This is a genomic window from Marinobacter sp. CP1 (assembly GCF_001266795.1).
GTDB classification, from domain to species: domain Bacteria; phylum Pseudomonadota; class Gammaproteobacteria; order Pseudomonadales; family Oleiphilaceae; genus Marinobacter; species Marinobacter flavimaris.
Window position 1 is genome coordinate 1,938,011 of sequence record NZ_CP011929.1, and the last position, 14,570, is coordinate 1,952,580.

Genomic DNA, 14,570 nt, shown 5'->3' on the forward strand with positions numbered 1-14,570 from the left:
GCTTAAGTGAGTGACAGGGCGGTATGTTACACCGCAACCGGCGCGGATGTCTTTTTTGAACCGTGGCGGCGTACCATTTCGCCGGCCAGGGCCAGGTAGGCGATCGCACCCTTGGAGGCGCGGTCGTATTTCAGGGCCGGAACCCCATAGCTGGGGGCCTCGGCCAGACGGACATTGCGGGGAATCACTGCACGATACACCTTGTCGCCAAAGTACTCGCTCAGCTGGCCGGAAACGTCCAGGGTAAGGCTGTTGCGAGGGTCGTACATGGTACGCAGAATGCCTTCTACCTGCAGATTCGGATTGACCGTTTCCTGAATCTGCTCAACGGTGTTCATCAGCGCCGCTAACCCCTCAAGGGCGTAGTACTCGCACTGCATGGGAATCAGCACAGAGTCTGCCGCCGAGAGGGCATTCACCGTCAACAGGCTGAGCGATGGTGGACAATCGATGAGGATGTAATCGTAATTATCACGAACGGTGTTCAACGCCAGTCTCAGGCGGTGTTCGCGACCAATTTCGTTCATCAGTTCCACTTCGGCCGCCGTCAGGTCACCGTTGGCCGGAAGGATATCGAAGCCGGAAGCCTCGGCGGGAATGATCACCTCGGCGGCACTGGCGCGCTTGGTCAGCATGTCGTAGCCAGACAGTTCCAGGGCGTTTTTATCCACACCACTGCCCATGGTGGCGTTGCCCTGGGGATCCATATCCACCAGCAGCACCCGACGCTTGGTGGCGGCCAGGGAGGCAGCAAGGTTGACGCAGGTGGTGGTTTTGCCCACGCCGCCTTTCTGATTGGTCACTGCAATCACGCGCGCCATGTCCTGCCTCCTTGTTTATGGGTTACCGGTTCAGAAATTGGACTGCCAAACTACCGGGAATTCACGGTCCGGGCGATCACCAGCAGGTGGCGGTCGCCATCGGCGCCCGGTACGTCCAGGGAATGGCTGGATGTTACCTGCCAGCCAGCCGGAAGGGCAGACACTTCATCATCCGGAAACTGACCTTTCATGGCAAGGAACTCACCCTCATTTGCCAACAGATCACCGCACCAGCTCACCAGATTCTCGAGCGCAGTAAAGGCTCGGCTGCTGATCTGGCTGAAGGGTTCCGGAGGATTGCAATCTTCCGCGCGCCCGTGAACAACCTCGACATTTTTCAGGCCGAGCTCCAGCACACACTGGTTGAGAAAGCGGGTCTTCTTGCCGTTGCTGTCGAGCAGGGTAAAGCGTTTTTCGGGCAGGGCGATCGCCAGGGGAATACCGGGCAGGCCGCCGCCGGCGCCCACATCCAGAAGATGGTCCGTCGTTACCCACGGCAGAATGCTCAGGCTGTCGAGCAGTTGCCGGGACACCATCACACGCTCATCACGCACAGCCGTGAGGTTGTAAGCCCGGTTCCACTTGTTAAGCAGGCCCAGAAAAGCCAGCAGCTTTTCCTGCCGATCCTCATCCAGGGACAGGCCCATCGTGGCCAGTCCATCCCGGAGCTGGCCGTGCCAGAGTGACTTGGTCATGGGCGCGAATCAGGCCGACTGTTTGCGCAGCAGGTCGCGCTTTTTCAGGTGCACCAGGATCTGGCTCACCGCCGCCGGGGTCACACCCTGGATACGTGAGGCCTGAGCCACGGTTTCCGGCCGCACGGTCTTGAGCTTCTGCTTGATCTCGTTGGACAGGCCGCCGATGACGTCATAATCCAGATCCACCGGCAGGGCGGTGTTCTCGTTTTTACGGAGCCGCTCAATCTCGTCCGTCTGACGGGAAATATAACCCTCGTACTTGATCTCGATTTCCACCTGATCCGCGACCACCGGATCTTCCGCTTTCTCGGCACCGATCTCGGCAATGTGGCTGTAGACAATCTCGGGCCGGCGCAGCAGCTCTGCCAGGGACTGATCACGGGTCATCGGCTGCTTGAGAAAGCCGTTGGCGCGCTCACCGGCCTCGGTATTCGGGTGAATCCGGGTGGCCTCGAGGCGGCTACGCTCGGTGGCGATCGCCTCGCGCTTGTCATTGAACTTCTGCCAGCGCTCATCATTAACCAGGCCGAGCTTGCGACCGGTTTCGGTCAGACGCAGATCGGCGTTGTCCTCGCGCAGGATCAGGCGATACTCGGCGCGGCTGGTAAACATGCGATAGGGCTCGGACGTGCCCATGGTGATCAGGTCATCCACCAGCACACCCAGGTAAGCCTCGTCCCGGCGCGGGTACCACTCGTCTTTTTCCTGCGACCGCAGGGCAGCGTTGATCCCGGCCAGCAGCCCTTGAGCGCCCGCTTCTTCATAGCCGGTTGTGCCGTTGATCTGGCCGGCAAAATACAGGCCCTGGATAAACTTGGTTTCCAGGGTATGGCGCAGGTCCTGCGGATTCAGGTAGTCGTATTCGATGGCGTAACCCGGCCGGGTGATATGGGCATTTTCAAACCCGGGAATCGAACGCACCGCCGCCAACTGGATATCAAACGGCAGGCTGGTGGAAATCCCGTTCGGGTAGAGCTCGTTGGTGGTCAGGCCTTCCGGCTCCACAAAGATCTGGTGCGAATCCTTGTCAGCAAAGCGGTTTACCTTGTCCTCGATCGACGGGCAGTAGCGGGGACCCACACCTTCGATGCTGCCGGCAAACATCGGCGAACGGTCGAAACCGCTGCGGATAATATCGTGGGTCTGTTCGGTAGTCCGGGTCACGTAGCAGCATACCTGTTCCGGATGCTGGCTACGGCTGCCGATGAAAGACATCACCGGGGTGGGGTCATCCCCCCACTGCTCCTGCATCACCGAGAAATCCACAGACCGGGCGTCGATGCGAGGCGGCGTGCCGGTTTTAAGGCGACCAACGTTGAACGGCAGTTCCCGCAAGCGCTGTGCCAGGGCATTGGCCGGCGCATCACCGGCACGGCCGCCGGCATGGTGCTGCATACCAATGTGAATAACGCCGCCCAGGAAAGTACCGGTGGTAAGCACCACGGTCCTGGCGTTGAAGCGAATACCGGTCTGGGTCACGACACCGGTCACCTGGTCGTTTTCCACAATCAGATCGTCCGCCGCCTGCTGGAACAGTGTCAGGTTCGGCTGGCTTTCCAGGGTATGGCGGATGGCGGCCTTGTAAAGCACACGGTCAGCCTGGGCACGGGTGGCGCGCACGGCCGGTCCCTTGCGGCTGTTAAGGACCCGGAACTGGATGCCAGCCTTGTCCGTGGCCTCGGCCATGGCACCGCCAAGCGCATCGATTTCTTTTACCAGATGGCTTTTACCAATACCGCCGATGGCCGGGTTGCAGGACATCTGGCCCAGGGTCTCAATGTTGTGGGTCAGCAGCAGGGTCTGGGAACCCATGCGCGCAGCCGCCAGCGCGGCCTCGGTACCGGCATGGCCACCACCAATGACAATGACATCGAAACGGGTCGGAAAATCCACAGCTCACCTCGGAAATCGGGGGATAAAATCGGGCGGCGAGTATAACGCTTCACCCGGGAAATTGCAGTCAGGATGTGCAAATTTTAACCAGAGACGAACCACGTTGAAAGCGGCAGTGGCCTGGTCAGGGCTCAAAGGGGACTTTTCCGAGCGTCAAATGGATAGTGGAAAACCGAAACCTACGGCTTTTCATGGGTTTGGATCACTCTTCTCAGAAAAGTTTTCAAGAAAGTTATCCACATGCAAGACTACTTATTAATCACCCTAAAAAAACACCTAAGCTATTGTTTTATATTATTTTACAGAAAGTAATCCAGAGGCTTTCCGTAGGTTGTCCAACTAATTATCCACAGAACTGCCGGCTGTTTTTCGTCGAAGCCGCCAGACCACCAGCAACACCAACCCGTTCAGGAGCGAGAGCAGGAGGAAAAACCCCGGAATGCTTACCTCCAACACACCAAGCACCACAATTCCGGCCAGGGCACTCACCACCATGAACAATGCATTAATGACATTCAGCGCAGCAATGATACGGGCACGTTTGGTCCGTGGCGTTTCGTGCTGGATAAAGGCATACAGAGGCACGATGAAAAGACCGCCGCAAATCCCGATACCGACCAGATCCATCAAAACCCTCAGATAGACAGGATCGGTCAACAGGGTCCACCAGGTCGACGCCATGGGATCATCCGGCACCGCAAAATACAGGTCTATTCCGAACAGGCTCAGCCCCAGGGCGCCCCAGGGCACGGGTGACAGGGTAATGCGGTGTTTGGTGAGTCGCTCGCACATCATGGAGCCGATGGAAATGCCGATCGTGAACATGGCCAATAACAGGGTCACCACGGTCTCGTCACCCAGGAGGTTGGTGCGGGCAAAATTGGGAAACTGGGTCAGATAGGCGGCTCCGAGGAACCAGAACCAGGAGATCGTCAGCACCGCCAGCAACACCTGCCGGCGCTCGGCCGCCAGAGCCATCAGTTTCCAGGTTTCGAGCACCGGGCGAAACCGGACATTGACACCGGAACCATCGGAATCCGTCGCCGGAACCTGTCGCGCCGCCAGATAGCCAAGGACCGCCATGGCGACGACCGCAATCGCCGTTAACCGGGCCGCAGTCTCAAACCCCATCAACAAACCCGCAGCTATGGTGCCGAGAAGAATGGCCACAAACGTGCCCATACCAACCAGGCCATTGCCGCCCACCAGCTCATCGTCCGCCAACACCTGGGGCAGGATCGCGTATTTCACCGGACCGAAGAACGTGGACTGGGTACCCATCAGGAACAACAGAACCAGCAACAACTCGTACCAGCCGAACCACAGTCCGAGTGCGGCAACGGCCATGATGACAATTTCCGCCAACTTCACATTCCGGATAATCCGGGATTTTTCGTAGCGATCCGCCATCTCGCCGGCAATACCGGAAAACAGGAAAAACGGCAATATGAAGAGGAAAGCAGCCAGGTTAACCACCACATTCACCGACAACCCCATCAAACCGCCGGCACTGAAGGTGATCAGCAGGAGCAGCGCGTTCTTGAACAGATTGTCGTTGAAGGCGCCAGAGAACTGGGTCAGATAAAACGGCAGGAACCGGCGTTGGCCAAGCAAACGGAACTGACTTTTCGATGGCATCAAGAAACCCTGTTTTGGTGCGTTGCCGGCGTTGCGACCGAAAATTTGCCCGAATCCGGTGCAATAGCGCAAAAAGCGGCAATCATGTTCATTTATTTGACGGGGTTAAGCATTTTCAAACGCTTGATTTTTAGCCGTCTGGTACGAAATTCGCTTGGTCTCCTTGTTCAGACACTTTTTCATCGGGCCAGGATGGCTGGATTATTGGCACTATAAAGGTTCCTGACCATGAGCAGCGTAGTCCGACTTCCACGGCGCATCTATCGCGGAGCCGAAATATCCAAGACTCCAAAGATCATCGACGACTATGATTTCAGTTCTGTTTACCAGCCTATCCTGAGCCCAACCCATCGAAAACTGGTTGGCTACGAGGCATTGGTCCGGGTCAGAAAGAACAATGAGAGCATCTCTCCGTTTACGCTTTTCGAACAGGCCGAAAAAAACAACCAGACACCGGAGCTGGATCGGCACCTGTTGCAGCTCCATCTGGACAACTTTGCGGCCAGCTCCCAGACCGTCTGGCTGTTCCTGAATATCAATCCCGGTACCTGCATCCATCCGGAAGCCTCCCTGGAAAAGCTTGCTCTGCAATGCCAGCGTAGCGGAATCGATCCCGAGAAAGTGGTTCTGGAACTGGTCGAAACCGCGTCCGACAACCCGACCGCACTTCTGGAATTCATCCTCAAGGCCAAAGCACACGGCTTTCAGATCGCTATCGACGATTTCGGTATGGGCGATTCCAATTTTGAGCGCCTGTGGCGCATCAATCCGCTCATTGTGAAACTCGACCGGAGCCTATTGGTAAACGCCGAGAACAACAGTCGCGCCCGAATGCTGCTGGAGAGTCTGGTAAAGATGATCCGCGAAAGCGGCAGCCTCGTGCTTTTGGAAGGGATCGAGAACCACACCCAGGCTCACATTGCCCTGCAAACGGAGGCCGATCTTCTGCAGGGCTTCCTGTTCGCAAGGCCGTCCAACCTGAAACAACACGAGCCGGAGCTGACCGAACAGGCGCTAAAACGCATCATTGCCGATTCCAGCGAGTCATCAGCCCAGGACATACGGGATCAGGAGAGTTATTTCCGCCTTCTGCGTTTCGAAATTCTCGAAGCCTGCCATTCCCTGAGCCGGGAGTTGCCGTTCAGCACCGCCTGCAACAAGCTGTTGGAAGTGGATGGCGTGAAACGCTGCTTCCTGCTCAATCCACAGGGCATCCAGCAAGGCAACCTTGCCCGCGCCAATCCGGACATTCATCGCGGAAAGTTCAATCCGCTGTATCATTCCGCCGGCGCTCAATGGACCCACCGGGAGTACTTCCGGAATGCCCTGGAACGGCCCCAGCACATCAGCAGCTGTCGGCCCTACGTCGGTCTGCCGGATGCAAAACGTACCGTCACCCTCTCAACAATGCTGCCGGGGCAACAGGTCTTCTGCGTCGACATACACCCGGATGAGATGTTTGGCGGCCAGCTGGAGTTCCCGGCCACCCTGTAATCACCCGGTCAGTCAGAAATCGTCGGCGCGTTTCTGTGGCGCGGCGGCCAATCCAGTGCCACCCGCCTGTCCGGACGCCTGACGTTCCAGTTCTTTTTCCACCGCATTGGAAGACTTGGCAAACCGGGCCAACAGGTTGTAGAGCACCGGAATGATGAACAGGGTCAGCGTAGTGGCGAAGACCAGCCCGCCCAGAATGACCATACCAATCGACTCCCGGCTCTCGGCTCCGGCCCCAGTGGCAATCACCAGGGGCACGGCACCGAAAATCGTCGATATGGTGGTCATCAGTACCGGACGGAAACGCAGACAGGCGCCTTCGAGAATCGCTTCCCGCACCTCGTAACCCTTGTCCCGGAGCTGATTGGCGAACTCCACGATCAATATCCCGTTCTTCGCCATCAACCCCAGCAACATGATGATGCCGATCTGGCTGTAGATGTTCAGACTGATACCCGTCCACCAGAGCGCCAGGAGAGCCCCGGTTACCGCCAGCGGCACCGACAGCATGATAATCAACGGATGTATCCAGCTTTCAAACTGGGCTGCCAACACCAGGAACACGATGACGAAAGCCAGCGCAAAGGTAACGTAGATTGCCGCCGAGGATTCCTGGAATTCCCGGCTCAGGCCCTTGTAACTGACGCGGGCTTCCGGCGGCAGGTTATCCACAGCCAGGTTGTTCAGGTAGGTCAATGCCGAACCCAGGTCGTAACCATCCGCCAGAGATGCACTGATCACCACAGCGGGCAGGCGGTCGATGCGGCGGAGGTCCGGGTTGGCGCCGATCTCCTGCACGGAAACCAGTGCCTGCAATGGGATCAGGTTACCGCCCTCCCGGGGCCGCAGGAAAATCTGGCCGAGGTCTTCGGGCGTTGCCCGGTTGGCATCTTCCGCCTGAATGATTACATCGTATTCGCGGCCTCGATCGATGTAAGTCGTTACCTGCCGGGAAGCCAGCATGGTCTGCAAGGTGAGGCCCACGTCTTCTACCGTGATATCCAGATCCGCGGCCCGTTCCCGGTCGATGTTCACCCGAAGTTCCGGCCGGGTCAGCTCGAAATCAGTATCCAAGTTCTGGAGATTCGGGTTTTCCTTGGCGCGCTCCACGATCTCCTGGCTCCAGGCCTGAACCGACTCATAGTCCGGACCAGCCACCACGAACTCGATCGCCTGGCTGAAACCCCTTTGGCCCAGACCCGCCGGATTGACGGCCACGGTCCGGATGCCGGACACATCAGCCAACTTCCTGCGGATTTCGCTGGTCACCTCCTGCTGCTTGATATCCCGCTCTTCCCAGGGTACCAGGCCCATGATCATGAACGCATTGTCCTCTTCATTGCGGAATCCGACGATAGCAAGCAAACGGTTGGCTATCCCCTCGTCCAGATACGGGAGCAGTGTTTCTTCCACCTGCCGAACGTAGTGGTCGGTGTATTCCACCGTTGAGCCACGGGGCGCGCTGGTGGGCATGATAATCACGGCACGGTCTTCGGTAGGCGCCAGCTCCTGAGGCAATTTCGGATACACCACGGCGGCAATGACCAGCCCGACAAGTCCAAGGCCCAGCAACAAGCCCGGCTGCCTCAGGGAAAACTCCAACAGCCTGCGGTAACCATTGGTCAGGCCATTCAGGGCCTTTTCACTGGCGGCCCAGAGACGATGACCTTCTGCCGATTCGGGGCTGTGCCTGAGCCACTTGGAACACAGCATCGGCGCCAGGGTCAGGGCCACGAGGCTCGAAAACACCACTGCCGCCGCCAGGGTAAAGCCGAATTCGGCAAACAATCGGCCAATGTTGCCGCCCATGAAGGAGATGGGAACGAACACCGCCACCAGGGTCAGAGTGGTCGCAATCACGGCGAAGGCAACCTGCTTCGCGCCCCGGTAGGCGGCAAGCAACGGGGGCTCACCCTCGTCAATCCGGCGCTGGATGTTTTCCAGCATTACGATGGCATCGTCCACCACCAGGCCGATGGCAAGAATCACCGCCAGCAGGGTCAGTACGTTGATGGAAAAACCCAGGAAGCCCAGACCGATAAAGGCACCAATCACCGCAACCGGAATGGTCACCGCGGGAATGAGGGTCGCCCGCCAGGAGCGCAGGAACAGGAAGATAACCAGGATAACCAGAGACACTGCGATGGCGAGCGTGGTGACCACTTCCTTGATGGAAGCCCGAATGAAAATGGATTCGTCGTAGCTTTCCGCGATGGTGACTTCCGGTGGCAGTGTCTCCCGGATCTTCTCCAGCTCGGCGCGGACGGCATCGGAAACCGCAACGGTGTTGGCCTTGGACTGGCGGATAATCCCCATGCCGATGGCGGTCTGGCCATTGGCGCGCAGGCGGCTCACATCCGACTCCACACCCATCTGGACATTGGCCACCTCGCCCAGGCGCAACAGATCATTACCATCCCGGCGAACCACAAGCTCCCGGAACTGTTCCACGTTCGACAGCCGGCCCTCGGCCCGCACGGTGAAATTCCGGGTGGACGAATCCACCGATCCTGCCGGAAGCTCCACGTTGTTGGCACGCAGGGCCCGTTCCACTTCCGCCACGGTGATATCCCGAGCCGCAAGACGTTCGCGGTCCAGCCAGACCCGGATGGCATAGCGCCGTTCGCCACCGATACGCACGTCGGCAACACCATCGAGTACCGACAACCTGTCCGCCAGGACCCGGTCGGCAAAGTCACTCAATTCGGCACTGTCCCAGACATCACTGCGCAGGGTCACCCACATCATCGGGCGTGCATCGGAATCCGCCTTGCGCACCACCGGTGGATCGGCTTCATCTGGCAGCTGGTTGGCCACCCGGGACACCGCATCACGGACATCATTGGCGGCAATATCCACATCCCGGGCGGTGGTAAATTCAATACTGGTTCGGGACTCGCCCTGCTCGGTGGATGATTCGATCGACCGAATACCCTCAATGCCACTGATGGCACCTTCGATCACCTGGGTAATCTGGGTATCCACCACCTCGGCCGCGGCGCCGGTGTAGTCGGTAGAGATGGAAACAACGGGTGGGTCAATATCCGGGTACTCGCGCACCGGCAGGCCCATCAGGGCTGCCAGACCGAACACAACGATCAGAAGACTGAGGACCGTAGCGAACACCGGCCGCTTGATGGAGACGTCAGAGAGGACCACCGGTTACGACTCCCTGGCCGTAATAAAACGGTTCTCGGGAATGGCTTTGTCGTCTTCCAATACCCGAACCCGGTCCCCACTGCTGAGTCGGTCCTGACCGGTCACGATCACCGGGTCTTCCTGGCTCAGACCGTTCGAAACTTCCACAAAACCGGGCATGCGCGAGCCCAGGCTCACCGAAACCCGCCGGGCCACACCGTCTTCAGCCACAAACACATATTGTTCATCACCCCGGATCATCACCGCCTGCTCGGGGATTACCAGCGCCTGCCGTTGCCGGAGTGTTAGCGTCGCAGACATGAACTGTCCCGGCCGGAGCAGACCATCCGGGTTATCGATCAGTGCCCGGACAGGCAGCGAACGGCTCAACTCACTGACCCTGGAACCCAACTCCACCAGCTGGCCGGAAAAGGTCTGGTCCGGATAGGCCGGCGATGCGCCCCTTACCTCTTGCCCGAGACTCACCTGCCCCAGGAAACGCTCCGGGATCGAAAAGCCCAGTTCCATACGGTCGGTGTTATCCAGGGTAGTCACCGAGGTTCCGGTAGTGATATAGGCGCCGACGCTGATGTCACTCAGCCCGACCACACCGGCAAACGGCGCCTCGATCCGGTGGTTTTCCAGACGAACTTGAGCTGACTGGCGCTGAGCCTCGGCGACATCGACTGACGTTCTCAGTTGATCCACCTGGGACTGGGAAATACTGTTGTTCGAACGCAACCGCTGTGCCCTTTCAAGCTGTCGGCGGGCATCCGCCAGTTGCGCCTCGATCACCTGCAGGTCTGCCCGGGCCTGGCGATCATCAAGCCGCAACAGGACGTCGCCCTGCCCCACCCGGCGGCCGGTTTCCAGATTCAATTCCACCACCCGGCCACTGACTTCCGTGGTCAGTTCCACCGCGTTCAGGGCTTTGAGACTGCCAACGGCGTTGACCACATCCCGTACTGCCTCCATCTGCGGAAGCATGGTGTTAACGGCGCTGGCGGGACGTTCGCGGCCGCTCTGGGCGGCGGTCCCATCATCGAAGTTCTGATACACAAAGGCGCCGCCGATAGCGACAGCCACCAGTACCAACGCAATCAACCACTGTTTCCACATAGGATTTCCAGGTATTTCGGGGTCAGGTTAGTCGTCTGTTACTTTTTCTGGATGACCAGAACCACCTCGCCCACGTCGATTCCCCACTTGCTCATGGTGGTCTGATTGATCAACGTGTCGGGCGTAATCAGGTACATCCAGTCATCCATGCGTACGTCCAGGGTACCGTCGCCATAGGCCACCTGGAGCACATAATTCATGTGAATTGCATTGCCACTCCAACGCATGGTTCCGGGTTCAACCACGTCACCGGCGTCAGCATGGTAGCCGTCTTCCGCGGGAGTCAGGGTCCAGACGCGGGTCTGCACTTCGCCGTCATCGAAACGGAACACCTCATCCAGAGTGCCTACGCCCTCGTCATCCCACGACGCGCTAATATCCGCATCAAAGGTGCGAATCACCTCACCGGAAAAATTCTTGACCACCCCCCGGGCGGAAAGTTCGCCGGTAAAGAACTCTTCAGGGACCAGTTCTGGCGTGCGGTCGGCGTAGTCCTCGAGCGAGGGACTGGCACAGCCACTGAGCAGCAGTGCCGAAAACAATACCCAGAGTATAGGTGTCGAGAGGCGTTTCGATATCTCGGTAAACAGGCTTTGCATGACTTTTACACTCTCTGAACAGGAATATGTGGGGGTCCTCGGCGCAAGGAAATACGCCGAAAGCCTCTTTAACGATCATTACCCGGAATCCACGATCTCTGCTACGTCATCTCGGCCAATTGTCCATTCTGACAGTCTGCCCGGTGCTTTTCGTCAATGGCAGTGCCCGGGTATTGGCGTAAAACACAAGGCAACGAACGGTGGTTGCCCACCCAAGATTGTTGAGAAAGACACAGAGGATTCCGCTATGCCGGTTTACAAAGCACCCTTGCGCGACATGAAATTCCTGCTGAACGAGGTGTTCGATTACCCGGGTCATTACGCCACCCTGACCAGCGGTGAAAACGCCACGCCCGATATCGTGGACGCGATACTCGGCGAATGCGGAAAGTTTTGTGAAGAGGTGCTGAGCCCACTTTACCTCTCTGGCGACGAAGAAGGTTGCAAACTGGACAACGGTGAAGTCACCACACCCGCCGGTTACCGGGACGCCTACCAGCATTACGCCATGGGGGGCTGGCAGGGACTCTCAGCGCCCGAGGAATACGGCGGCCAGGGCCTTCCCGCGTCCATGGGACTGCTGAAACAGGAAATGATGGGTACTGCCAACTGGCCTTTCTCCATGTATCCGGGGCTGTCCCTGGGGGCCATGAACACAATTTTCCTTCATGGTACGGAAGACCAGAAACAGACCTACCTTGCGCCACTGACCGACGGCCGCTGGGCCGGCACCATGTGCCTGACCGAGCCCCAGTGTGGCACCGATCTGGGCCAGGTAAAGACCAAAGCCGAACCACAGGCCGACGGCAGCTACCGGCTTACCGGAACCAAGATCTTCATCTCCTCTGGCGACCACGACCTGACCGAGAACATTATCCATATTGTGCTGGCCCGTCTGCCCGACGCCCCCAAGGGCACCCGGGGCATCAGCCTTTTTATCGTACCCAAGTTCCTGCCCGACGGTAACGGCGATGTCGGTGAGCGCAACGGTGTCGTCTGCGGCAGCCTGGAAAAGAAAATGGGCATCAAGGCCTCGGCCACCTGTGTACTGAATTTCGATGGCGCCACCGGTTTTCTCATTGGCCCCGAGAATGAAGGGCTCAATTGCATGTTCACTTTCATGAACACCGCCCGCATCGGCACCGCCATTCAGGGCGTCGGTCCGGCGGAGCTGTCCTATCAGTGGGCGTTGGCCTATGCAAAAGATCGGCGCTCCATGCGGGCACTCTCAGGCAAGAAAGAGCCGGAGCAGGTCGCCGACAGCCTGATCCATCATGCTGATGTACGCCGGATGTTACTGACCCAGAAGGCCATCGCCGAAGGCGGTCGGGCCATGCTGTATTATGCGGCCCGCCTGGCCGATCACATGGTCGAGGGATTCACCGAGGGTGACGATAAAAAGGCGGAAAAGTACGATGACAAACTCGGCTTCCTGACGCCAATTCTGAAGGGCTTTCTCACTGAACTCGGCTGCGAAGCGGCTAACCTGGGGGTCCAGGTTTTTGGCGGCCACGGTTACATCCGCGAACACGGCATGGAGCAGATTGTCAGGGATACCCGCATCGCCACCCTGTACGAGGGCACTACCGGTATCCAGGCGCTGGACCTGCTGGGACGAAAAGTATTGCTGATGACCCAGGGCGGCGCGGTGCGCGAGTTCACCCTGAACATTGCCAATTTTGCCCGTAAGCATCTCACCGATAAACGGCTACGGCCCTGGGCTCTGGAACTGCTCAAGCTGACCGGGCAATGGAACCTGCTGACCGTCCGTATCATGCTCGCGGCGCGCAAGGATCGCGATGTGGTGAGTTCCGCATCCTACGATTTCCTGATGTATAGCGGCTACGTCACCATGGCCTATATCTGGCTGCGTCAGGCTGCGGTGGCTGTGGATAAACTCGATAACGGTGGTGAGGAATCCACCGGCTTTTACCAGGCCAAGCTCGCCACCACCGAGTTCTATTTTGAACGTTTGCTGCCCCGGGCCCAGAGCCACGCCACCAGCATGCTCAGCCCCAGCAAAAACCTGATGCAGCTCGACGCCGAAGATCTGGCCTTCACCGGGTAGGGTATCCGGTACACCTGATCCCCGGGCCTCGGCCCGGGTTTTTTTGCCCTTGAAATACGTCCGCCTGAACCCATTTTACAGGTGCATTTCCGAATTGGAGTTATTAACTCACTGAATTAAATGAAAATGTTCTGATGTCTCGAATAAAAGTAAGGAGGTTCGAATATGGAGACTCGTACTGACGACTTTTATCCCACCCGCCTGGAACGCCCCACCAAAAGCTTTGAACGTCAGGATCCCGTGGTTCACAGCAGCGGCTCGGACCGTTCCGACGGACCACTAAGTGAGACTGAGCTGGCACAGTATGAGCGCGACGGTTTTCTGGTCTTCGACAGTTTTCTCGACCAGGCCACGGTGCGCCAGTTCCGGGAGGATTTGCGGGGCTATGAGGACGATGAAAGTATTCTGCGCTCGGAAGGCACCATTACTGAACCCGGCAAGCAGGAAATCCGCTCGATTTTTGGCATTCACGAACTGTCGGACCGATTCGACCGGCTGACCCGGGATCCCAGGATTCTGGCCATGGTACGTCAGCTTCTGGGCAGTGAAGCCTACATCCACCAGTCCCGGATCAACTTCAAACCCGGTTTCCACGGCAAGGGTTTTGACTGGCACTCGGATTTTGAAACCTGGCACGCCGAGGACGGCATGCCACGGATGCGGGCAGTCAGCTTCTCCATCGCCCTCACCGACAACACGCCTTTCAACGGCCCCCTGATGCTTATTCCCGGTTCCCACAAGACCTTTGTGCCCTGCGTTGGCCGCACACCGGAGGACAACTACCAGTCGTCGCTGAAAAAACAGGAACTTGGTGTTCCCAACAATCGGGACCTGGCAGCCATGGCGGATGACTACGGTATCAAAGCGCCAACCGGCCCTGCCGGCTCGCTGATCATCTTCGAGTGCAACACGCTCCACGCCTCCAATGCCAATATGTCGCCCTGGCCGCGCAGCAACCTGTTTTTCGTCTATAACAGTGTGGAAAACCAGCTCCAGGCCCCATTCTGCGGCAACAAACCGCGCCCGGATTTCCTGGGCAACCGCAACAGCACTGAGGCATTGGTGCCAGTCACCTCCGAGGAACGCCGGAAGACCGGTTAGC

Annotated in this window: 10 protein-coding genes; 3 read left to right on the forward strand and 7 right to left on the reverse strand. The window is 58.3% G+C overall.

Annotated elements, in window-relative coordinates:
- Positions 1-26 precede the first annotated feature (26 nt).
- From ACP86_RS09045 to ACP86_RS09060, 4 genes are all read right to left on the reverse strand, one after another.
- On the reverse strand, positions 27-821 hold the full coding sequence (locus ACP86_RS09045; protein ID WP_008172572.1) for a ParA family protein: 795 nt from the start codon (positions 819-821) through the stop codon (positions 27-29).
- Between the two features lie 50 nt (positions 822-871).
- Positions 872-1,516, reverse strand: a complete 645-nt coding sequence (rsmG, locus tag ACP86_RS09050; protein WP_008172570.1) for a 16S rRNA (guanine(527)-N(7))-methyltransferase RsmG — start codon at positions 1,514-1,516, stop codon at positions 872-874.
- 9 nt (positions 1,517-1,525) lie between these two features.
- Complete coding sequence (gene mnmG, locus ACP86_RS09055; RefSeq protein ID WP_008172567.1) at positions 1,526-3,412, reverse strand: tRNA uridine-5-carboxymethylaminomethyl(34) synthesis enzyme MnmG; 1,887 nt, start codon at positions 3,410-3,412, stop codon at positions 1,526-1,528.
- Positions 3,413-3,751: 339 nt separating this feature from the next.
- The gene (locus ACP86_RS09060) at positions 3,752-5,050 is read right to left on the reverse strand and encodes an MFS transporter (RefSeq protein ID WP_053113389.1); all 1,299 of its coding nucleotides are present in this window, start codon (positions 5,048-5,050) and stop codon (positions 3,752-3,754) included.
- Between the two features lie 228 nt (positions 5,051-5,278).
- Between ACP86_RS09060 and ACP86_RS09065 the strand changes: the two genes are divergently transcribed.
- On the forward strand, positions 5,279-6,544 hold the full coding sequence (locus tag ACP86_RS09065) for an EAL domain-containing protein (RefSeq protein ID WP_053113390.1): 1,266 nt from the start codon (positions 5,279-5,281) through the stop codon (positions 6,542-6,544).
- Positions 6,545-6,556: 12 nt separating this feature from the next.
- Here the strand turns inward: ACP86_RS09065 and ACP86_RS09070 are convergent, their stop codons facing one another.
- From ACP86_RS09070 to ACP86_RS09080, 3 genes are read right to left on the reverse strand one after another with little or no spacing between them, the layout of a single operon-like run.
- Positions 6,557-9,703 carry an efflux RND transporter permease subunit gene (locus ACP86_RS09070; RefSeq protein WP_053113391.1) on the reverse strand — a complete coding sequence of 1,049 codons (3,147 nt, stop codon included), beginning with the start codon at positions 9,701-9,703 and terminating at the stop codon, positions 6,557-6,559.
- A 3-nt stretch (positions 9,704-9,706) separates the two neighbouring features.
- The gene (locus ACP86_RS09075; RefSeq protein WP_053113392.1) at positions 9,707-10,801 is read right to left on the reverse strand and encodes an efflux RND transporter periplasmic adaptor subunit; all 1,095 of its coding nucleotides are present in this window, start codon (positions 10,799-10,801) and stop codon (positions 9,707-9,709) included.
- Between the two features lie 38 nt (positions 10,802-10,839).
- Positions 10,840-11,400 carry a DUF3833 domain-containing protein gene (locus ACP86_RS09080; protein WP_008172557.1) on the reverse strand — a complete coding sequence of 187 codons (561 nt, stop codon included), beginning with the start codon at positions 11,398-11,400 and terminating at the stop codon, positions 10,840-10,842.
- A gap of 247 nt (positions 11,401-11,647) precedes the next feature.
- Here ACP86_RS09080 and ACP86_RS09085 point away from each other — a divergent pair, with 247 nt between their 5' ends.
- Together ACP86_RS09085 and thpD are read left to right on the forward strand one after the other, a co-directional pair.
- Complete coding sequence (locus ACP86_RS09085; protein ID WP_053113393.1) at positions 11,648-13,468, forward strand: acyl-CoA dehydrogenase C-terminal domain-containing protein; 1,821 nt, start codon at positions 11,648-11,650, stop codon at positions 13,466-13,468.
- A 165-nt stretch (positions 13,469-13,633) separates the two neighbouring features.
- A complete protein-coding gene (gene thpD / locus ACP86_RS09090; protein WP_053113394.1) occupies positions 13,634-14,569 on the forward strand; it encodes an ectoine hydroxylase in 936 nt (311 codons plus the stop codon).
- Position 14,570 lies beyond the last annotated feature (1 nt).